General features: G+C 49.2%; 19 protein-coding genes. 17 read left to right on the top strand and 2 right to left on the bottom strand.

Annotated features, from left to right (window positions below; translation table 11 throughout):
* The first annotated feature begins 28 nt into the window (after positions 1-28).
* From ftsL to ACYVSB_RS03310, 14 genes are all read left to right on the top strand, one after another.
* Positions 29-400, top strand: a complete 372-nt coding sequence (ftsL, locus tag ACYVSB_RS03375; RefSeq protein WP_164511134.1) for a cell division protein FtsL — start codon at positions 29-31, stop codon at positions 398-400.
* A complete protein-coding gene (locus ACYVSB_RS03370) occupies positions 397-2,568 on the top strand; it encodes a penicillin-binding transpeptidase domain-containing protein (protein WP_461218421.1) in 2,172 nt (723 codons plus the stop codon). The genes ftsL and ACYVSB_RS03370 overlap by 4 nt, the downstream gene beginning before the upstream one ends.
* A 17-nt stretch (positions 2,569-2,585) precedes the next feature.
* Entirely contained in the window at positions 2,586-3,548 is a 963-nt protein-coding gene (mraY, locus tag ACYVSB_RS03365) for a phospho-N-acetylmuramoyl-pentapeptide-transferase (protein WP_461218502.1), read from the top strand.
* Positions 3,549-3,615: 67 nt separating this feature from the next.
* Positions 3,616-5,001 (top strand): UDP-N-acetylmuramoyl-L-alanine--D-glutamate ligase, encoded by a 1,386-nt coding sequence (gene murD / locus ACYVSB_RS03360; RefSeq protein ID WP_461218420.1) that lies wholly within the window; start codon positions 3,616-3,618, stop codon positions 4,999-5,001.
* Positions 4,998-6,101 (top strand): undecaprenyldiphospho-muramoylpentapeptide beta-N-acetylglucosaminyltransferase, encoded by a 1,104-nt coding sequence (gene murG / locus ACYVSB_RS03355; RefSeq protein WP_461218419.1) that lies wholly within the window; start codon positions 4,998-5,000, stop codon positions 6,099-6,101. Before murD ends, murG begins: the two co-directional genes overlap by 4 nt.
* A gap of 66 nt (positions 6,102-6,167) precedes the next feature.
* On the top strand, positions 6,168-7,028 hold the full coding sequence (locus ACYVSB_RS03350; protein WP_164511135.1) for a cell division protein FtsQ/DivIB: 861 nt from the start codon (positions 6,168-6,170) through the stop codon (positions 7,026-7,028).
* A 194-nt stretch (positions 7,029-7,222) separates the two neighbouring features.
* On the top strand, positions 7,223-8,557 hold the full coding sequence (ftsA, locus tag ACYVSB_RS03345) for a cell division protein FtsA (protein WP_461218418.1): 1,335 nt from the start codon (positions 7,223-7,225) through the stop codon (positions 8,555-8,557).
* Between the two features lie 64 nt (positions 8,558-8,621).
* Positions 8,622-9,866, top strand: coding sequence for a cell division protein FtsZ (ftsZ, locus tag ACYVSB_RS03340; protein WP_461218417.1), 1,245 nt, complete (start codon positions 8,622-8,624; stop codon positions 9,864-9,866).
* A gap of 36 nt (positions 9,867-9,902) precedes the next feature.
* Positions 9,903-10,355, top strand: a complete 453-nt coding sequence (locus tag ACYVSB_RS03335; protein ID WP_461218416.1) for a cell division protein SepF — start codon at positions 9,903-9,905, stop codon at positions 10,353-10,355.
* A 4-nt stretch (positions 10,356-10,359) separates the two neighbouring features.
* The gene (locus ACYVSB_RS03330) at positions 10,360-10,644 is read left to right on the top strand and encodes a YggT family protein (protein ID WP_125599249.1); all 285 of its coding nucleotides are present in this window, start codon (positions 10,360-10,362) and stop codon (positions 10,642-10,644) included.
* A gap of 55 nt (positions 10,645-10,699) precedes the next feature.
* The gene (locus tag ACYVSB_RS03325) at positions 10,700-11,506 is read left to right on the top strand and encodes a YlmH family RNA-binding protein (RefSeq protein WP_125599252.1); all 807 of its coding nucleotides are present in this window, start codon (positions 10,700-10,702) and stop codon (positions 11,504-11,506) included.
* Between the two features lie 12 nt (positions 11,507-11,518).
* Positions 11,519-12,427, top strand: a complete 909-nt coding sequence (locus ACYVSB_RS03320; protein ID WP_461218415.1) for a DivIVA domain-containing protein — start codon at positions 11,519-11,521, stop codon at positions 12,425-12,427.
* Between the two features lie 225 nt (positions 12,428-12,652).
* Positions 12,653-15,451: an isoleucine--tRNA ligase gene (ileS, locus tag ACYVSB_RS03315; RefSeq protein WP_461218414.1), complete on the top strand. Its 2,799-nt coding sequence runs from the start codon at positions 12,653-12,655 to the stop codon at positions 15,449-15,451.
* Between the two features lie 325 nt (positions 15,452-15,776).
* Positions 15,777-17,216 carry an MFS transporter gene (locus ACYVSB_RS03310; protein WP_461218501.1) on the top strand — a complete coding sequence of 480 codons (1,440 nt, stop codon included), beginning with the start codon at positions 15,777-15,779 and terminating at the stop codon, positions 17,214-17,216.
* 147 nt (positions 17,217-17,363) lie between these two features.
* Here the strand turns inward: ACYVSB_RS03310 and ACYVSB_RS03305 are convergent, their stop codons facing one another.
* Positions 17,364-18,623: a toxic anion resistance protein gene (locus ACYVSB_RS03305; protein WP_461218413.1), complete on the bottom strand. Its 1,260-nt coding sequence runs from the start codon at positions 18,621-18,623 to the stop codon at positions 17,364-17,366.
* Positions 18,613-19,452: a 5-bromo-4-chloroindolyl phosphate hydrolysis family protein gene (locus tag ACYVSB_RS03300; protein ID WP_461218412.1), complete on the bottom strand. Its 840-nt coding sequence runs from the start codon at positions 19,450-19,452 to the stop codon at positions 18,613-18,615. Before ACYVSB_RS03300 ends, ACYVSB_RS03305 begins: the two co-directional genes overlap by 11 nt.
* 309 nt (positions 19,453-19,761) lie before the next feature.
* On the opposite strand from ACYVSB_RS03300, the gene ACYVSB_RS03295 reads away from it, so the two are divergent.
* The 3 genes from ACYVSB_RS03295 (at position 19,762) to ACYVSB_RS03285 (ending at position 21,535) form a co-directional block, all read left to right on the top strand.
* On the top strand, positions 19,762-20,352 hold the full coding sequence (locus ACYVSB_RS03295) for an NUDIX domain-containing protein (protein WP_461218411.1): 591 nt from the start codon (positions 19,762-19,764) through the stop codon (positions 20,350-20,352).
* Positions 20,333-20,617: a hypothetical protein gene (locus ACYVSB_RS03290; RefSeq protein WP_461218410.1), complete on the top strand. Its 285-nt coding sequence runs from the start codon at positions 20,333-20,335 to the stop codon at positions 20,615-20,617. The genes ACYVSB_RS03295 and ACYVSB_RS03290 overlap by 20 nt, the downstream gene beginning before the upstream one ends.
* Before the next feature lie 216 nt (positions 20,618-20,833).
* Entirely contained in the window at positions 20,834-21,535 is a 702-nt protein-coding gene (locus tag ACYVSB_RS03285) for a 5'-methylthioadenosine/adenosylhomocysteine nucleosidase (RefSeq protein WP_125602115.1), read from the top strand.
* The last annotated feature ends 16 nt before the right edge of the window (positions 21,536-21,551 follow it).

The raw sequence follows: 21,551 nt of genomic DNA, 5'->3' as shown, positions 1-21,551 counted from the left end.
AGTAAATCAAAATATGGGGTTTTTGAATATGAATGATAATGCAGTTAGAAAATTACAACCGGAAGTAACACCATTAGCAACGCCGCAACTGGAGCCGCAAGCCGCTCCGGTCCAATATTCTCGTAAAGTTCGCTTTTCCCTTTTGGAACGACTATTAGCCTTAGGGTCTTGTTTGGCGATTCTAGGCTTCATGGTTTTCTTGGTCCATGGCAGCGTGACCGTTACTAACAGTCAACGCCAACTTCAAGATATTCAAACAAAAATCGGCAAAACTAAAACAAGTAACGTTGATCTGCAACAAGAGATCGGGGAATTGGGCAGTTCTGATCGCCTGGCGGCTTATGCGAAGAAGAACGGGCTAAGCTTCGATGACGCCAACGTCAGGAACATGAGCAAATGAGTGCTCGGGGTAAAAAACAGCATAGTAGTAGGAGAACGCAACGTAATCGTGGGGTGATTGGCCTAGTTTTGGCCGCGTTGAGCATCATCGTTCTCCTGCTTTTTGTTATCCGATTTGCCTATATTGCAGGCAGCGGTCATGTTGGGCAAGTTGATTTGACTAAAAAGACCCAGAAAAAATATCGTTTTGATCAGGTGATCAAGGCGCGGCGGGGAACCATCTATGATGCCAATGGCAATGCCGTTGCGGAGGACTCGAATGTTTATACTCTGTACGCGGTTTTGGACAAGAATCAAGTCTCAACAGCCGGCCGGCCTCTCTACGTTAAAGATAAGGCGAAAACAGCCACTGTTCTTAGTAAATACCTGAAAATCAGTGCGACCGAGATTACCAAGACGCTTAACCAGAATCAATTTCAAGTCGAATTTGGGGCCGCTGGTCGTAATTTGAGTTTGGAAATTAAGCAAAAGATCACTGACGAGAAGTTGCCCGGGATCAATTTTACCGAAACACCGTCACGGCTTTATCCCAATGGCACCTTTGCGTCCCATATTGTCGGTTTGGCCCAGTTGAAAACCACCGTGGACCAAACCAATCAGCAGAGTACCCAGCAGTTGAAAGGACTGATGGGCGTCGAACAGTATTTCAACAAGCAATTGACTGGGGTCAACGGCCGTCAAGTGGCGAAGCTCAATAATTATGGGTATGAATTGCCCGATTCGAAACGGGTCGTCAAAAAAGCTGAAGATGGTTCCGATGTTTATTTGACCCTCGATTCCCGGCTACAGAGTTATCTGGAACAATTGTTGCAAGATGTGCAGGATAAGTATGACCCGACGGAATTATCAGCCATTCTGATGAACGCGAAAACGGGGGCAATCATCGCCGCTTCCCAACGACCGACCTTCAATGCGGCCACAAAATCAGGTTTGGAGACACAATGGCGTGATAGTCTGGTGGAGGATGCCTATGAGCCAGGTTCTGTTTTCAAAGTGCTTTTATTGGCCGCCGCCATTGATTCAGGTAAGTATAATCCTAATGCTACTTACCAATCAGGGTCGGTAACCATCAATGGTTCTACGATCCGCGATTGGAATCAAGTCGGTTGGGGCACGATTCCTTTTTCTCAGGTGATTCCGCGGTCTAGTAACACCGGCGCGGTTCACATTGAGCAAGCGCTAGGAGAAACGTTGTGGAAAGAATATCTGAATCGTTTCCGTGTGGGCCAGAAAACAGGCATCACCTTGCCCAACGAGGCCAGTGGCAGTATTCAGATCAAAACGCCATTGGATCGGGCCATCACCTCATTTGGTCAGGCGGTTAATGTCAGCGCCGTTCAAATGATGTCCTTCCTCAGTGCGATTGCCAATCAAGGCGAAATGTTAGAACCACGAATTGTCAGCAAAGTTGTCAGCAACCAAGGCAAGGTCACCAATTATGATAAGAAAGTCCTCGGGACACCAATCAGCGCTGATACCGCGAAACAAGTGATCGCGGCCATGCGCCAAGTGGTTGAGGCGGATTATGGGACCGGTCAGCAGTACAAAATTGACGGTTATGATCAGCAGATCGCGGTCAAAACCGGGACCGCGCAAATTGCCAGTAGCAAAGGCGGGTATTTGACAGGTAGCAACGACTATATTTATTCGGTGGCGGGAATCGCACCAGCCGATGATCCGGAATATATTTTGTACGTGACGGCGAAACAGCCAGATATAACTAAAGCGGATGCGATTTCGATTTTATCCGAAATCTTCAATCCATTAATGAAACGGGCCTTGAATTATCGAACGACCAGCGCCGACACTGACGCCAATTCAATCGAGATGAGCAAATTGACCGGTCTAGCCAGCGCCGCCGCCGTGAAAAAGGCTAAAGATCAAGGCTTGACCGTGACGCAGGTGGGCAATGGTTCCAAGATCGTTCAGCAATTACCGGCGGCCGGTGAGAAGGTCATCGCCAAACAACGGGTGGTGCTTTTGACCGAAGGCGCCATGACCATGCCAAATGTAGTTGGCTGGTCTAAAAATGATGTGTTAAAATTAGCAGAGATAACTGGTGGCGACTTTAAGTTCTCGGGCGATGGTTACGTCACTAGTCAGAATCTGAAAGCAGGGGCGGTGATCACCGCCGGCCAACAGATCGTTATCAAATTGGCAGAGCCATAATAGGAAGAGAGTAAATGATGATATTTCCATTGCTTAGCGCGCTCAGTGCATTCGCATTGACCGTCTTGTTCTTACCCATGTTTATTCACTATCAACGCGATCACGACGAAGGTCAGCAAATCCGCGGTGAGGGGCCGAAATGGCACATGAAGAAAACAGGCACGCCGATCATGGGCGGGCTGGTTTTTCTAAGTGCGATCATTTTGGTCGTTTTGATGGGGGCGCTGTTGACCCATTCGTTAGGGACGCAAGTTTGGTTATTTGTCCTCGTCATCGTCCTTTATGGTGCAATCGGGTTCGCGGATGATGGTATCAAGCTCCTGAAGAAGCGCAACATGGGTTTAACGGCCTGGCAGAAATTATTGGCCCAGATCTTGACGGCAATCATCTTCGTCGTGATTTATTTGAACGATCGCCCCGAACAGGGCCTCGTTTTCCCAGGAATCGGCGTTAGCCATTCAGTGATTGTCTTTGCTTTATTCGTCGGTGTTTGGCTCGTTGGTTTCTCCAACGCGGTCAATTTGACGGATGGGCTAGATGGTTTGGTCGGGGGCTTAGGCGTGATTGCTTACTTCACATACGGGCTGATCGCGTTCCATGAACATCAAATGTCCCTGGGCGTGATCTGCTATGCTGTGGCTGGCGCGTTAGTTGGTTTTCTCCTGTTCAATCATCTGCCGGCTCAGATCTTTATGGGTGATGTGGGGTCCTTGGCGTTGGGCGGCGGCCTGGCTGTGATCTCGATCCTGTTGCAGCGCCCGTGGTCATTGTTGTTGATCGGGTTGGTTTTTGTATTGGAAACGGCCTCGGTTATTTTGCAAGTGGGTTCCTTCAAGCTACGCGGTAAGCGGATCTTCAAGATGACGCCGATCCACCACCATTTCGAAATGAGCGGGTGGTCGGAGCGAAAAGTTGTCCTGGTGTTCTGGGCGGTCGGTTTAGTTAGCGCCGCCGCTTACTTGCTGATCTTTGTTTTTTAGCGCTGGCAGTTATTAGTTGTCACGTTTACGTATCAAATGAGTTGGAATGAGAAGGGTCTCGGTTAAAATGAAAGAAATCAGTACCTATCGGAATAAGAAAGTCATTGTTTTGGGTCTGGCGAAGAGTGGTCTCCATGCCGCTTTACTGCTACACAAATTAGGGGCATTTGTTACGGTCAATGATCGGCAGCCTTTGGAGCAAAGTCCTCACGCCCAGCAGTTAGTTGAAGCGGGGATCCGGGTTATTTCTGGGTCACATCCGGTGGAACTTTTGGATGAAGACTTCAGCTTAATGGTCAAGAATCCAGGAATTCCCTATAGCAATCCCATGGTCAAGCGGGCGCAAGCGCTCAAGCTGCCGATCATCACGGAGCCGGAATTGGCTTATGAGGTGCTGGCCGGTGAACTGATTGGGATCACGGGCTCCAACGGGAAAACAACCACGACGACCTTGATCAATTTAATGCTAAATCAGGATCAACCAACCACCAAGGCTTATGTGGCAGGGAACATTGGCATCCCAGCCAGTGAAGTCGCCCAGAAAATCCAACCAGGTCAAACCATGGTGACCGAACTGTCCAGCTTCCAACTGCTTGGCGTGACAGAATTGCGGCCGCACATCGCGGTCTTGACCAATATTTATGAAGCTCATTTGGATTATCATGGCAATCGCCACAATTACATCGAAGCTAAAATGAACCTGGTCAAGAATCAAACGCCTGATGACTATTTCGTGGTCAATTGGGACAGTGAAGAATGGCAGAAATTAAGTCAGCGGACGCGCGGCCAGGTGGTGCCTTTCTCCCGGTTGGGCAAGAGCACAGCGGGCAGTTACGTCAAAGATGGTCAGATTTATTTCCGGGAGGAACGAATCTGCCCCGTGGCCGTTATCAAGATCCCGGGTCAGCACAATGTGGAGAATGCTTTAGCGGCGGTGGCGGTTGCCAAACTCAAGGGCGTCAGTAATCAGGCAATCCAAACGGTTTTGCAGACTTTTGCCGGTGTCAAGCATCGGATCCAGTTTGTTGAAGAATGGCAACAACGCCGTTTTTATAACGATTCCAAGGCGACCAATATTGAAGCGACCACAGTGGCTTTGCAGAGCTTTGCCCAACCGATCGTACTGATCGCTGGTGGACTTGACCGGGGCTTTACCTTCGAAGCGTTGGTGCCACTGCTCAAAAAACACGTACGGGCCATGGTGCTTTATGGGGAAACTTCGGATTTGATGAAAGCGGCTGGTCAACAGGCGGGGATCGCGGCGATCGTCCAAGTGTCTGACTTGGTCGCGGCGACCAAACAAGCCGTCGCGCTCTCAAAACCCAATGAGGTGATCTTGTTATCACCAGCGGCGGCAAGTTGGGACCAATTCAAAACATTCGAAGAACGGGGCGATCTCTTCATTGAAACCGTCGCCCAATTGACTGGAGAAGCAGGAGAGACAGAAGCATGAGATTAATGATTTCCGGAGGCGGAACAGGTGGCCATATCTACCCAGCACTGGCGTTGATCCAGCGCCTTCAAGAACGACATTTGTTAGATGAGGTGCTCTATGTGGGGACCGAAAATGGGCTCGAAGCCAAGATCGTCACCGCGGCGGGGATTCCCTTTGAGACCATTGAGATCCAAGGGTTTCGCCGCAAACTGACTTTAGAGAATTTTCAAACGATTGCCAAATTTCGGCGGAGTTTGCATCGGGCTAAGGCGTTGATCAAAGAATTTCAACCAGATATCGTTGTGGGGACCGGTGGTTACGTTTGTGCTCCAGTCGTTTACATGGCTAGTCGGATGCATATTCCCACCGTGATCCACGAACAGAACTCGATTGCCGGTTTGTCTAACAAGTTTCTGGGACATTATGTCGATCGCATCGCTTATGTGTTTCCTGAAGCGGCCCATCAATTTTCCGAGAAGAAGAAACTGGTCTTGACCGGTAACCCCCGGGCCCAAGCGGTGGCAAAATTACAACCACAAGGCCTGCTGGCAGGTCTGGGGTTGCGCACGGACCTGCAAACCTTGCTGATCGTCGGCGGCAGTCGCGGCGCGGCGCCATTGAATCAAGCAGTGATTGCGGCTATTCCCGAGTTTTCGGAGAAATCCTATCAAGTTTTGTTTGTCACGGGTCAGGCATTGTTCGATCAGGTCAACGACCAAGTTGGCCCACTCACCGAGAAAACCAATATCAAGATTGTGCCCTACTTGGATCGCATGAGTGAGATCTTACCGGAGATCTCGGTATTATGTGGTCGCAGTGGCGCGACAACTTTGGCCGAGATCACTGCTTTAGGGATTCCCTCGATTTTGGTGCCTAGTCCTTATGTCACTCATGACCACCAGAATCATAATGCCAGTTATTTAGTTGACAAGCAGGCGGCCTTGCTTCTGCCAGAAATCGAGTTGAACGGACGCTCCTTAGTAGCCACCGCGGATCATATTCTGTTAGACTCAGAAGAGTGGCAGCAAATGCACCAGGCGGCCTTGCGGATGGCCACACCGGACGCGGCCGATCAACTGATCACGGTGATGCAAGAACTGATTCGTGCCAAGCGTTGATCAAGTTGACTTTTGGTAACCAGTCCGGCTCGTTGTAGTCAAGCGAGTCGTCATAATTATTGGGAGGTGGGGGCTATCGCTCAGGACAAAAGCAAGTCAAGCATCACGCGCACGGACCCCAACTCTGCGATCAAGGTTTGGGAAACGTTCAAACTTAAAACCCAAACACGGCAACAGAAGCACCAGCCACGACCGGTTACGAAAAAACTGCCGCAGTATCATCGCCACCGAACTTTGCAGATTGCTTGGCGGCTGGCTTTGATTTTTCTGTTATTCGGGACGGGTCTGGTGGGACTTTGGTATTATGTCTCACCTTACTCGCGTGTTGCCTTGGTTTCGGTCAGCGGGGTAGAGATCACCGCCGCTCAGGATGTGATCGACGCCAGCCAACTCACCACTGAGAGCAATGTCTTGGTGACCATGGCTCAAGAAAAGCAACTTGAAACTCGTTTGAAACAGCAGTTGCCAGCGTTGCACTCGGTCAGGGTGGTCGTGAGTAATTGGAATAAAGTGGCACTGAAAGTCAAAGAGGAACCGACCGTGGGCTTTTTCGCCAAAAAGCAAGGTTATCAACGGATTTTCGCCAATGGCAAATTAGATTCCCAAATCATGGCAAAGCCGATCGGTAATTTCCCGATCTATGCGGATTTCAAACCGGGTGTTGCCTTGAATAAGGTGATTACCTTGTACGCGAAGATCCCGACGCAGATCCAAAATGCGATCTCGGAGATCAAGTCTGATCCTAGCAAGGCCAATCCCTATCGGATCCACTTATACATGAATGATGGGAATGAAGTGGTCGCAGATTCGCGCACCGTGGTCAAACGCTTGAAGTATTACGGAAATATTGTGAGCCAAACCTCCCAAAAAGGAATCGTCGATTTGGAAGTCGGGGCGTTCTTTACCCCCTTCGCCCAGCAAAAATAGGTCACAAGCCAGGTTGATCACCGCAAATTAGGTCGGCTCTGATTTGTGGGGTCAACTTTTTACCGAAAAGTTGCAACTTCTTGGTTGTTACAAGGAAAATGAGTTCCTTAACTGGCGCCTGATGTGGTAAACTTTAGGGAGTACTAGAAATTTTTGAATGATAAATAAATGTGAAATCGAGGAGGCTTTATTGGATGGATAAAGCTCAAGTATATGTGGGCCTCGATATTGGGACAACTGCGATTCGTGTGATCGTTGGCGAAGCTGTCAACGGACAGTTGAATGTTATTGGCGTTGGTAGCGAGCGATCACAGGGTCTCAAAGACGGCGTGATCGTGGATATCGATAAAGTCGTGACGGCAACACGAACAGCAGTCCAACAGGCTCAGACCAAATCAAATTTGAAATTTGATCAAGTTGTTGTTGGCGTGCCAGCGAAGGATCTACTGATCCAGCCAACTCATGGCATGATCATCGTTGCCGAACAGCCAAAGGAGATCAGCGAAGTTGAAGTCTTCAATGTGGCCACGGCTAGTTTGTCACACAGTATTCCGGCCGAACGAGAAGTTGTGGCGATCACGCCAGAACAGTTTATCGTGGACGGTCAAGGTGGCGTTACAGATCCCAGAGGCATGTCCGCGACGCGGGTCGAATTGGACGCATTCGTCTATTCAGTACCGCGGATCGTGATCAATAATATTCGGAAAGTATTACAAAAAGTCGGCCTACGTTTGAAACACTTCGTTTTAAATCCACTGGCTTTGGCGCAGCTGGCCTTGAATGATGGCGAGCAAGATTTTGGCACTGTATTGATCGATATGGGCGGGGCGCAATCAACTGCCTATGCGATCCATGATCACCAATTGAAGTATGTGGCTGTTGATGATGAAGGTGGTCTAAATCTCACCAAGGACGTTTCGGTTGTCTTGAATACCTCACTTAGTAATGCTGAAAAGATCAAGCGCGATTATGGCATGGCTGATCCAGACCAAACGACGCCAGGCGAGAAGTTCCCTGTGGAAGTGGTTGGCAAAGAAGAGCCTGTCTTAGTTGAGGAAACCTATCTCTCCGAGATTCTGGAAGCGCGCTTCGAGCAGATTTTTGACCGGTTGCAACACGACTTGGCGAAAGTTGACGCTTTGGCGCTGCCGGGCGGGGTGGTATTGACTGGTGGCGTTGCTGAGACAGTTGGTTTGGTGCCTTTAGCGGAGCGCTTGTTGGATGTGACGGTGCGTTTATATTCGCCACAAGAAATGGGGCTACGCAATGCGGGTTTCGCCACCGGGTTAGGCTTGATTGCCTATGCGAATAACTTAAGCGAAATCGAACTGTTAGTCACCAGTGTGGTCAATCAAGGTGCCTTAGATGCGACGATGAGTCATGATCTTCCGCAGCAACCAAATCAGGCGAAACCGCAGAAGAAAGAGCGGCAATATGGCACGCAACCAGAAGCCTCAACCGAAGAAAAGCCAGCCAAGCCCCATAAATCAGGGGGCATCGGTGCCTTTTTCAAGAACTTCTTTGATTGATTTGGCTTTTGTAGACGCAAGACAATAAAAAAACGATGATGTAGTGAATTTAGGAGGAAAACGTATGGATTTTGCAATGGATCCCCAACAAAGTACAGGACCAGTAATTAAGGTCATCGGTGTCGGTGGCGCCGGTGGGAACGCGCTTGACCGGATGATCGAAGAGAGCATCAAAGGTGTTCAATTTATCGCGGCCAATACCGATCTTCAAGTTTTAGCGAAATCAAAGGCGGATATCAAAATCCAGATCGGCCCTAAATTGACCCGTGGCTTAGGTGCTGGCTCGACCCCTGAAGTCGGGGAAAAGGCGGCAGAGGAGAGCGAAGAGGTTCTGACAGAAGCACTGAAAGGTTCTGATATGGTCTTCGTCACTTGTGGTATGGGTGGCGGCACCGGGACCGGAGCAGCGCCAGTTATCGCGCGGATTGCCAAAGATCAGGGCGCATTGACCGTTGGGGTCGTCACCCGTCCGTTTACCTTTGAAGGACCAGACCGCAGTCGCTTCGCCGCGGAAGGCATCGCGGAATTGAAACAGCATGTGGATACGCTGGTCATCATTTCAAATAATCGCTTATTAGAGATCATTGATAAGAAGACGCCGTTGAACGAGGCCTTCCACGAAGCTGACAATGTTTTGCGTCAAGGTGTCCAAGGTATCTCCGACTTGATCACCGCACCTGGGATCGTCAATTTGGACTTTGCGGACGTGACCAATGTGATGAAGAACCAGGGCTCTGCCTTAATGGGTGTGGGTTCGGCCAATGGTGAGAATCGGATCGCCGAAGCCACTAAGAAAGCAATCTCGTCGCCTTTGTTGGAAGTTTCGATCCAAGGTGCCAAGAAAGTCTTACTGAATATCACCGGTGGGCCTGACCTTTCCTTGTACGAAATGGAAGCGGCCGCACAAATTGTTTCCGATGCTGCCTCCTCAGATGTAAACATTCTTTGGGGTACGGCCATCGATGAAAGTCTCGGCGACGAGGTTCGGGTCACCGTGATCGCGACTGGAATCGAGGAGTTGGATGGTGCTAAGCGCCGCCCACAACCAACCGCTAATCGGCAACAAACTAATAATGCAGCAGGCGACCAGGCCAATGCGGCCAACCAGGCGGACCATGACGGCAAATTTGGTGATTGGAATATTTTGACCACCAATGTTAACAAACGTGAAAATGTTGACCAACAATTCAAAGATATTGAAAAACAAGATTTCGATGTTTATCAATCTCGGTCTGCCTCTGGTCAAACTGAGCAGAAGAAAGATGAAGATAACGACGTGCCACCGTTCTTTAAGCGTCGTCGTCAATAATAGTCGGATGATCGGACTGTAATGAGGTGAAGAACCATGTCCTTAAAGAAAATCAGTCGTTTCTTTGGTATCACAGATGATGAAGATGATTACCAAGACAACGAATACGAAGCAGCAAATGAGCCCAATACGGCTGACTTTGGTTTCAAACAACCAGAAATGCCCGCAAGTCACAGTGCGAAGGTTGTGCCGATGACGCAAGCTGGGAATCGTACGCAAGGGCGCAAGATCGTTATTTTTGAGCCACGGATCTATGCTGACGCCAAGGAGATCGCGACTAATCTGTTGGAAAACCAGGCAGTGATCGTCAATTTCAGTCAGCTGGAAGAAAGTCAAGCACGGCGAATCGTGGACTTCCTGACCGGGACTGTTTTTGCGATGAAAGGCGAGATCCAACGAGTCGGGGAGCAAATTTTCCTGTGTACGCCACCGAAATTTGAAATTGAAGGCACCATCACAGATACTCTAAAAAGCGAACAAGGAATTTGATAGCATGACAACTTTTATTATGGGACTATTCTCACTCATTCGGATTTTACTAGACGTATATAGTGGGGCAATCGTCATTTACGCATTGATGTCTTGGGTCCCCAACGCACGGAGTACTCGGTTTGGACAGTTATTGGCGTGGTTAGTCGAGCCTTTATTAGGTGCGATTGAACGCATCTTGCCCTCGATCTTTGGCTTAAGTTTTGCCCCGATCCTGGGAATTTTGATCATCACTGGACTGCAGTGGGCTTTCGGCCGGCTAGGTAACATGATCTTGATGTTACTCTAAAGCGATGGGTCAGCCGACCACAGGCTTGTTCTGCAAGTATTGAGGAGGTGTGGCGATGGATAGCGCCGTTTTTCAACATTTTAGACCCGAGGAGCGTCCGTTCATTGAGCGGATCGATGAGTGGCGAAATCAGGCAATCGATGAATATCGGCCTATTCTCACCAACTTCTTGGATCCACGACAACAGTTTTTGATTGAAACGGTCATTGGCAAGCTGGATGAGAGTTTTCGTTATTGGCAAGCCGGTGGTTACAATCAGGCAGAGCGTAAGCGGGTTATTTTTGCACCCGGGTATTACCAGCCGCAAAGTGAGGATTATCGGATCCAATTATTCGAGATCAAGTATCCGCTGAAATTTGCCGAACTTTCTCACGGGAAAATCTTGGGAACCCTGATCAATTCGGGGATCGATCGAAGCCAGTTTGGTGACATTATTACCGATGGCGAACGTTGGCAGTTTTTCGGGGTCGCGTCGATGGCCGACTTTTTTGTGGAGCAGATCACCAAGATCGGTTCGATCAATGTCCGTGTCATTCCGATGAATGCCATTGAAACGGTCGTTCCGGCCAATGATTGGGTCGCGGAATCACTGGTTGTCAGCTCGATGCGTCTTGATACGATCGTGGCCGATACGTTCAATATTTCCCGGCAGCGGGCCAAGGGTCTGATCGAAGCACAGCAAGTTCAAGTTAATTGGACGACGGTCACCCAACCTGACTTCCAGCTAGACTTGCTGGATATGTTAAGTGTACGAAAGTTTGGACGCGTCCAGCTGAGAAATGTGCTGGGGCAAACGCGTAAAGCCCACTACAAATTGGAAATCGGCACTTTACGGCGCCGTCCATTAAAAGGGCAAGGATAAGGAGGAACTTTGATGGCACTGAAACCAGATGATATTCGGAATAAGAGTTTTGAAAGCAAATTTCGTGGTTGGGATCCGGAACAGGTCAAGCCTTTTTTGACGCAGTTAGCGACTGAATTAGGTGAGCTGCAGGAGAAGAATCAGCAATTGACCCAATCTTTGAAAGAGAGTCAGGAACGCGTTGCTTATTTCACCGATTTGAAAGATGCGCTCAATCAGTCGATCATTGTTGCTCAGAACGCCGCGGATCGGGTCAAAAACAATGCCCAGCATGAAGCCGATATGATCAAAACGGATGCGGAGAAGCAGTCGAAGCAAATGCTGACTGAGGCAACCGAACGTTCGAATCAAATTCTGCAAGATGCTTCCGAGCGGGCGCGTCATTTGACGATCGAAACGGATGAATTGAAGAAAGATACGCGCGTTTTCCATCAACGACTTCAGGTTTTGCTTGAATCGCAATTGGCCATGATCAAGACGCCGGAGTGGCGCACATTGCTGGGCAAGGGTGAAGAGAGTGCCAATCGGGTCGGCGCCTTGCTTGACGAGCCTTTTGATGACCGCGATCCCGATCACGATCATCCTAGTGGTGGTGCCGGATCAGCGGCAGCAACGGCTCCAGCTCAAGCACCTGAGGCCTCAACAACGCCAGCACCAAAAAATGATGAGGCACCAGCTGCCCCCGTGCGACCAGAAAATCCCGCTGCCGAATTTTCAGCGGCATTGAATCAAGGTTCGGTCGTCCCAGAAGTGCCACCAGTTCCTGCGGATCGAGTGACGGATGATGCGGCCGTTTTCCATTATCGTAGCCATACTAATGGTGATGGCCCAGCCGACACAGCGCCTGATGAGGAGAATATGGCTGCGCCTGATCAAAATTATGATGGCGTAACGATTGTTTTTCCTGAAGAAAACGAGTAAGATATAGCTATTATGTGAAATTCTAAAGCTAAGCTAACGATGAATCCCTTTTAGCGAGCTGACGCCAGTGAAAGGTCAGCAGGCTCTGATAGTTGGTGCATCACTTTGGAAGAACAATTGAAGACAACATTAAAGTGGAAAAGGCAACTTTTCAAATTAGGTGGTACCACGGGAATCTCGTCCTATTAAGGCGGGATTTTTTTGTTGTTTGAAGGAGGAACAGGAATGCGTGTCAAAGATACCTTACATTTAGGAAAAACAGCTTTCCCAATGCGGGGCAATTTACCTAAGAGAGAACCAGAATGGCAACATGAATGGGAAGAAAATCAGGTTTATCAGCAACGGCAGAAGTTGAATGCGGGCAAACCGACCTTCATTCTCCATGATGGACCGCCGTTTGCCAATGGCAGTATCCATTTGGGGCATGCCTTGAATAAGATCAGTAAAGATATTGTGGTGCGCTACAAGTCGATGCACGGTTTTCGGGCGCCTTATGTACCTGGCTGGGATACTCATGGTTTGCCGATCGAACAACAATTGACGAAGAAGGGTATCGATCGGCGCAAAATGCCGCTGGTTGACTACTTGGAATTGTGCCGGAAGTTTGCCTTGGATGAGATTGACAAACAGCGGGTTGGATTTAAACGGTTGGGTGTCGCTGGTGATTGGGACCATCCTTACATCACTTTACAACCTGAGTTTGAGGCGGAAGAGATTCGTTTGTTCGGAGAAATGGCGGCTAAGGGCTATATCTATAAGGGCAAGAAGCCGGTTTATTGGTCGCCTTCTTCCGAATCAACTTTGGCGGAAGCTGAGATCGAATATCATGACATCAAGTCGCCATCGATTTATGTGGCCTTCAAGGTCGTCGACGGCCAAGGTGTGCTTGATGATGATACGTCATTGGTGATTTGGACCACGACTCCGTGGACGATCCCAGCCAATGAGGCGATCTGTGTCAATCCGCGGTTTAATTACAGCGTAGTTTTAGCTGATGGCCATAAGTATGTTTTTGCCACGGAACGATTGGCGGCGGTGCAAGAGGCGTTAGGCTTCGAGCACGTCGAGACCTTGAAAACGGTCAAGGGCGCTGATCTGGAAATGATCACCGTGCAACATCCGCTGTATGATCGGACGTCCTTGGTCATCTTGGGCAACCATGTTACCTTGGATGATGGGACTGGTTTGGTTCATACCGCGCCAGGCCATGGTGCTGATGACTTTAACGCCGGCTCGAAGTATCACTTGCCGGTCTTATCCGTGGTTGACGCGCAGGGCAAAATGACCGCCGACGCGCCGGGCTTCACGGGCGTCTTCTACGATGACGCTAACAAAATGGTGACTGAAGCGCTGTCCGCCAAGGGCGCCTTACTGAAATTAAGCTTCTTCACCCATAGTTATCCCCATGATTGGCGGACTAAGAAGCCGGTGATTTTCCGGGCGACAACGCAATGGTTCGCGTCGATTGATGCTTTCCGTGATCAAATTTTAGCGGCGATCGATGGTGTCAAGTTTAAGCCGGACTGGGGCCAAACGCGACTTTATAACATGATCCGCGATCGGGGCGACTGGGTTATTTCCCGGCAACGAGCTTGGGGTCTGCCTTTACCGATTTTCTACGCGGAAGATGGCACCGCGATCATTACCCCAGAAACGGTCAATCATGTGGCTGACCTGTTCGAAAAACATGGGTCGATCATCTGGTTTGAGAAGTCGGCCAAGGAACTCTTGCCGGCCGGGTTCACTCATCCAGGATCACCGAACGGCACGTTTACCAAGGAAAAAGATATTCTTGATGTTTGGTTCGATTCGGGTTCGTCTCATCGGGCTGTTTTGACCACGCGCCCGGAATTAAGTTTCCCAGCTGATCTGATCATTGAAGGGTCCGACCAGTATCGAGGCTGGTTCAACTCCAGTTTGATCACCAGTATGGCGACAACCGGCCAGTCGCCATATCGTCAGATCTTGTCCCAAGGCTTTGTCTTGGATGATCAAGGTCATAAGATGAGTAAGTCATTGGGGAACGTCATCGATCCCAATGATATTTTCAAGCAAATGGGCGCGGAGATCATTCGTCTGTGGGTCGCTTCCGTGGACAGCAGTTCAGATGTGGCCGTTTCGATGGATATTTTACGGCAAATGTCCGAAGTTTATCGGAAAATCCGGAATACGTTCCGCTTTATGTTGGCCAATGTGGCGGATTTTGACGCGGCGACGGAAAGTCTGGCGCCAGAAGCGTTACGTGAGGTTGATCGTTTTATTTTGGCCCGGCTCCATCAAGTCAATGAACAGGCGATCCAGGCTTACGATGAGCTTGATTTTGCCACCGTCTTCAAGCAAATCAACAACTTCCTGGTCAATGATTTGTCAGCCTTTTACTTGGACTTCGCCAAAGATGTTATTTACATCAAGGCTGCCGATGATGCTAGCCGGCGTGCCATGCAAACGGTGATCTATCAGTGCTTGGTGACACTCACGAAGCTGTTGACCCCGATCTTGCCCCATACTAGTGAAGAGATCTGGTCGTACTTGGCTGAGCCAGAAGACTATGTTCAATTGGCGGAAATGCCAACGGCGACGATCAGCACGGCCGATCAAGCGTTATTGACGAAATGGACCGCGATCATGGACTTCCGTGATGGGGTTCACCGCGCCCTGGAAGTCGCTCGCAATGAGAAACTGATCGGTAAGTCGTTGGAGGCCAAAGTGGTCTTGTACCCAACGGCGACCTTCCGTCCGGTTTTAACGGAGCTTCAGGCTGATTTGGCTGAGCTGTTGATTGTCTCACAATTAGAAATCAGCCCAGTGGCCGCGGCTGACGCGCCAGCAACGGCAACCAGTTTCAATGATTTCGCTATTGTGGTCAGCCATGCGGATGGTGCTGTTTGCGAACGCTGTCGCAAGACTTTGACCAGCGTGGGTAGTGATACAGACTTCCCAACTTTCTGCGCGGATTGCGCGGCGATCGTGCGCCGGGAATTCCCAGAAGCTGTGACCGCAGGATTTGAACGGCCAACGAAGTAGGGTGTCCGTAGCGCAGCAATCACGACTGGTCAAGTGACTTTTGTCAGGCTATTGTCGCGTTAAAACGTGTGAAAACACCTTTGCATTTTTTGATTGATGGTTGTAAACTTACAATAACGAACAGAATAAATTAGGTAAAAGGCTGAGTCAAAGCAGATTGATTGACACAGCCTTTTATTTTGTCTTAACTAGGGGCGTCTAGCGGTAACTGGGCGGCGCTCCTGGCTAGACGGTCACGTGGGCTCGACTTCGGGATGGCCATTTCGTAACTGTCCCCACTCACACTGCCCGTTCGTGTAAACTCGAGAGAATAGTGGAGTGAATGATAATGAACAAGAATTATTTAAATGATCAGCGGGTCCAAGCCAAGCGTTGGTTGATTTTAACGGCGGTCGGGATGTTTACTTTCATGGCGACCTTGGATGCCAGCATCGTGAATATCGCGTTGCCGACCATCAGCAAGGATCTGGCTATTCCGATGAATCAGGCGGAATGGATCGTCTCGGTCTACCTGATGGTGATCTGCGCCTTATTGCTGTTTTTCGGAAAATTAGGCGATATTTTCGGAAAGATCCGCATTTTTCGCTTGGGCACGATCTTATTTATCGGCGGCTCATTGCTCTCCGGCTTCAATCAAGGGCTGAGCTTGCTCTTGATCGGTCGGGTGATTCAGGCTTTGGGCGCGGCGATGACCATGAGTACGAACAATGGCATTATTACAGAAGTATTTCCTCTGAACGAACGGGGCAAGGCGTTGGGTTGGATCGGCAGTTTCGTTTCTTTGGGGAGTATTGCCGGACCAGGCATCGGTGGGCTGATCTTAGCAAAATGGTATTGGGGCAATATTTTCTGGATCAATGTTCCTGTGGGCATCTTGACGTTTATCTTAGGCATCTTTGTTTTGCCGACGGATCTGTCTAAAACACCAGCGCGGATCGATTGGTTAGGGACGCTGTCTTTTGCGGCGGCGATCTTGGGGCTTTTTGGCGGGATCTTTATTGGTCAAGACATTGGTTACGGTCATTGGGCAGTGGGTGGCTTGTTGCTATTGGCTGTGCTCGCGTTGATTATTTTCTTTCATCATGAGCGTCGGACACCGGCACCCATGTTACGTCTGGCGATTTTCAAAAATATTGATTTCTCGTTGAGTTTATTGACCGCCTTAATGATTTTTGTAGTCAACTTCATTTTCAATGTGATCGCGCCGTTCTACTTACAAAACGCGCGGGGTTTAGCGGCCAATACTTCTGGTTACTTATTGATGGTTTTCCCAATCATCCAAGTGTTGGTCGCGCCGATTGCTGGTTCGATTTCGGATCGGATCGGACCGGAAAGTTTGACCTTCTTGGGGCTGGTTTTGATCACGATCAGTCAGATCGGCTATTTCTTGACGGATCTGCAAAGCCCGTTATGGCTGTTCACCGCGTTCGTCGGTTTGGTTGGTTTCGGCAATGGGCTCTTTCAGGCGCCCAATAATACGATCGTGATGAGCTCTGTCGCCACCAAAGACCTGGGCATGGCCGGCGGAATCAATGGTTTAGCGCGGGAGTTGGGGATGGTGATCGGGATCACTTTTGCGACGACAATCCTATTTTCAGCCATGAGTCAACGGTTGGGTCGTCACGTCACCACTTATTTGCCGCAGCATCCCGCCACCTTTATTTACGGCATGAAGGTCACTTTTATCATTTCGATCGTTCTGAGTTTGGTGGCCACGATCATAACGGGGTATCGTTGGTTGAAACATCGCCGGCGCGCGGCGTAAAATCAGTAGTGTTGGTGAACTAAGCCTGGTTGAGCGTATCGCTAGAAATCAGATCAAAAAAGCGACGTCACTTTTTGCAGTGACGGCGCTGTTTTATCGTGAATGGTATCGTGAACGGTATCGTGAATGGTAAAGAGTTGACTGGCGCTAATTCGTCTGCGCATCGTCGTTATTTTGATGGTCGATTTTGAGATCGGCCAGCGGATCAACGGTTTTACGCGTCCGATAATCACTGGTGGTCTCACCATGACTATAGGCCAATAAATGTTGTTTGAGTTCTTCTTCCATCTTGCCCAATTCGACTTCGGCCGCTTGACGTTTCTTGCGGCCATCTTGTTGGATCTTGAGGGTTTGTTGCAAGGTTTCGATCAGATCGTTCTGAGTCTTCTGCAGCGTTTCGATATCGACAACGCCACGTTCGTTCTCCTTGGCGGTCTCGATGGCCGAAATCTTCAACATCTCTGAGTTCTTGGTCAAAAGATCGTTGGTTGTTTGCGAGACTTGTCGTTGCGCGGTCACGGCATCTTTTTGGCGCAAGAGGGTGAGGGCGATCGCCACTTGGTTCTTCCATAATGGAATCGCGGTATTGATCGAGGCTTGGATCTTTTCTGCTAGGGCTTGGTTGGTCCCTTGGATCAAGCGAATCTGTGGGGCCTGCTGGATGGTGATCTGGCGCGCCAATTCTAGGTCGTGGGTGCGCTTCTCCAAACGGTCGGCGAATTGTTTAAGGTCATTGGCCTCTTGAACCGTCATCTGATCACCCGAAGCCTCGGCCTTGGCCAAAAGGGTAGGAATCTCTTCTTGTTCAAGCTGATTGAGTTTGACCTTACCTGCGGCGATATAAACATTCAAGGCGTCAAAGTAAGCCTTGTTCTGTTGATAAAGACCGTCTAACATTTTGTTATCGACAAGGAGATCATTTTTCTGATGGTCGAGTTTCACACCAATCGTATCGATCTGCGCGCCGATTTTTTGATATTTTGCGGTCAGTTCGTAGACCGAGCGGCGAACTTTGCCAAATAGTTTACGGAAAACATTTTTGTTCTCGGCTTCCAATTCGCTGGGATTGGCTTCGTTCAGGCGATACATCAGATCCGTCAAGACATTACCGATCTCACCGGTTTGTTGACTGGAAACTTGATCCAGCATGGTTTGCGAAAAGGCGGAGAGTTGTTTTTGGGCATTGGCGCCATAATTAAGGACCGCCGCTTGATTCTTCGTGTCGATTTGGTTGACCAGCGCGGTGGCCTGGTTCTTTTGTTCAGGGGTCAGTCGGGCCAAAGCCGTTTCTTCATCAGTGCTGGCTTGTGCCTTGGCCGCTGGCGTGGTGGCGGTGGCGTCAAAAGGTGTCGCGAGCAAATCATTGTAAAGGTCTTGATTTTGGTTGCTGGTTTGCTTATCTGTCATTGTTATCTTCACCATCTTTATTGTCTTGGGTACCTTGATCAGGGTCATGATCGCTTTGATCGGTGGTCTTAGTTTGTTGATCCTCGAGATAGTCCGCTTGGATCTGGTTGAGCTGATCTTGCATCTGGGCGATCGAACGGTCGTTGGTGATGTTGAAATCTGGGTGGGCCGGTTCTTTATCGACCCCATCCAAAGTTGATTCTAACTCACTGACGTCATCGTGGACATAATCCAGATAATCCTGCTTGATCTGTTCACTTAATGAAGCCAGCATCTCGACGCTACGATCGAGCACGGCATAGGTGTCACTGGTTTTCATCTCGTGTTGGCTGATTTCTTGATACTTCTTAGCGATGGTCAAGCTAGTAGGCAGGTGCTTATAAAGGAAGTCAGCCGCTTCTTGAAGCCGTTCCGGTTCATTGACCAAGGCTGAGAACATTGCTTTGGTCAGACCGATCGTATCATGATTCAGATTGATGGCCCGCAATTTTGGTACGGCCTGCATGGTTTGTTCCAACTCAACGATCTCTTTCTTCGCATCGCTCATCGTTTCGCGGAAAACGTCGATCTCGGCGTCAGACAAACCGGCTTGTTGGTAATGAGCCAACATTTTCTTGCTAATGGGCTCATTGAAGCCATCGGTGGCCTTCTTGTCGCGGCGCATTGAACGCCGAGTCACAACTAATAGGATCAAGCCGGCCAAGGCGATGATGGCGATGCCAAAAACCGTACTATCCATGGCATCAAATAAAGCTGAGATAATGGTCAGACCGAAAAAGACGATGACCCAAGCTGTTAATAGACCAGATAAAATACTTTTGAATTTCATGATTAACCTCCCGTAATACTTACTGTCTAAATTCTATCATAATTTACGCCAATCTGAATAAGGCTAAGGGTTGATTTTAGTGCCCGTCCATTGATTCAGAAGTCGTTGGGGCAGGGTTGGCGTCTAATTTTTTGCAAAGGAATCAGAATTGTTTTCATTTATGATTCTGGTGCTGGTATAATAACACTTGTTGACTGAAAATATGCAGTTGAAGTCTTGTTGCCATTTCATGTACAAAAAATAAGTTAAATTGAGTGACAAGGCGCCAAAAATTCGGTATGATATTTACTTGTGGAAAGCGGGAGAAGCATGGATTTCACAGAAAAAGTTCAAGGCGATCGTTTGCTGTATGACGGCCATATTTTACGCTTGCATCAACAGGTCGTGGAATTGCCTAATGGGCGACTGGCCGAACGGGAGATCGTCGAGCATCATGGTGCCGTTGCGATCCTGGCTTTAGCGGATTTGGATCACGCTTATTTCGTCCGACAGTGGCGAGCGCCGTTAGCCCATGAAACTTGGGAGATTCCAGCCGGGAAGATCGATCCTTTGGAAACTGATCCCTTGAAAACGGCGCAACGTGAATTGAACGAAGAGATTGGTCAGTCCGCCCAAGACTGGCGCTTACTGGCGACTTTTTATACTTCACCAGGCTTTGCTACGGAGAAGATGTCGTTATATCAAGCTCAAGGCCTGCAAGCATTGGCCGAGAAGCGGCCGTTGGATCCAGATGAATTCCTGGAGGTGCGGCTGTTTACTCTGGCTGAGGCGCAACAATTGTTAAGCACTTCCCAGTTTCTTGATGGGAAAACGTTGATCGCCTTGAAATACTGGGAACAATTGCAGGCGGCCCAACAAGAGAAATGTGGTGAAATCCAAGATGGTCCAAAGAAAGACTAGCTCGCGCCGGACGAGTGCTGAGCCTGATTTGATCGTTGATTTGAGCCAGCCCACTGCGGCAGGACGACGCAGCGAACGTTTAGAAAGCGAACGTCACGGTGAAAATACCACTCCAACTACGCGGATGGCACGCCGGGAGGCTGAACTCGGTCAGCCAGGCACGGGCACAGTCGCGCATCCCAAAATGCGCCGCCGCTTAAACTGGGCATTAGTGATTGTCAGCTTATTGATTATCCTAACCTATTTGGCGTTATTCTTTTTGTAGTTTAGGCCGCGTTTCAAACTTGACCAGCTCATTATTGGCCAAGCTCGGAACTGGTTTAAAGGGATTTTAAAAAGATCAACACATGCGACAGATAAACAAATTAAGAAGCAACCGTGACAAATAACGGAATTATTTACAAGATTTGCATGATAAAAAACATAGAATAGTAGACAGCCACGGATGAACAGTGGATCAGCCGATGATGGAGGAATTAGGATGAAAGTTGGAATTTTGGTCCCAATGGCAGAGGAAATCGGACGGTATCGGAAACATTTACGCGCCGTTAGCGAAGAAGTGATCGGTCAGGTGCGTTTTACCATTGGTCATTATAAGAATGTTGATTTGATTTTGGCGCAATCGGGGATCGGTAAAGTACAGGCGGCGTTGACAGCGACTATTTTATTTGATCACTTTGCCGTCGATTGTGTGATCAATTCTGGCTCGGCTGCTGGCGTTGGCGCTGGCTTGCAAGTGGGTGACTTGGTCATTGGCGATCGGTTGGTTTATCATGATGTTGACGTGACCGGTGGCGGCGATTATGTCTTAGGACAGGTGCCCGATCATGAGACCTACTTCAACGCAGACGCGAAGCTATTGGCGACGATCCAAGCGGCGGCTGCGCAGTTGACCTTGAATAGTGTGACCGGCTTGATCGCTACAGGTGATCAATTCATCGCTGATCCCGAACACGTGGCGTTGATCAAACAGAATTTCCCTGGGGTGCAAGCGGTGGAAATGGAAGGCGCGGCAGTTGCTCAAGTGGCTACCAGCTTCCAAAAACCGTTCTTGATCATTCGCGCGATCAGTGATAATGGTGACGATGCGGCCACGGTTAGTTTTGATGAGTTTGTGGTCACCGCCGGGCGTAACGCGGCGAAATTACTATTGACCGCGATCCCAGAATTCGCCGAGGCGTAAGGCCCAGTTCCTTTGC

Source organism: Lapidilactobacillus salsurivasis, from assembly GCF_054785215.1.
Note: the sequence above shows the minus strand (reverse complement) of the source record. Positions and strands in the feature narration are given on the sequence as shown.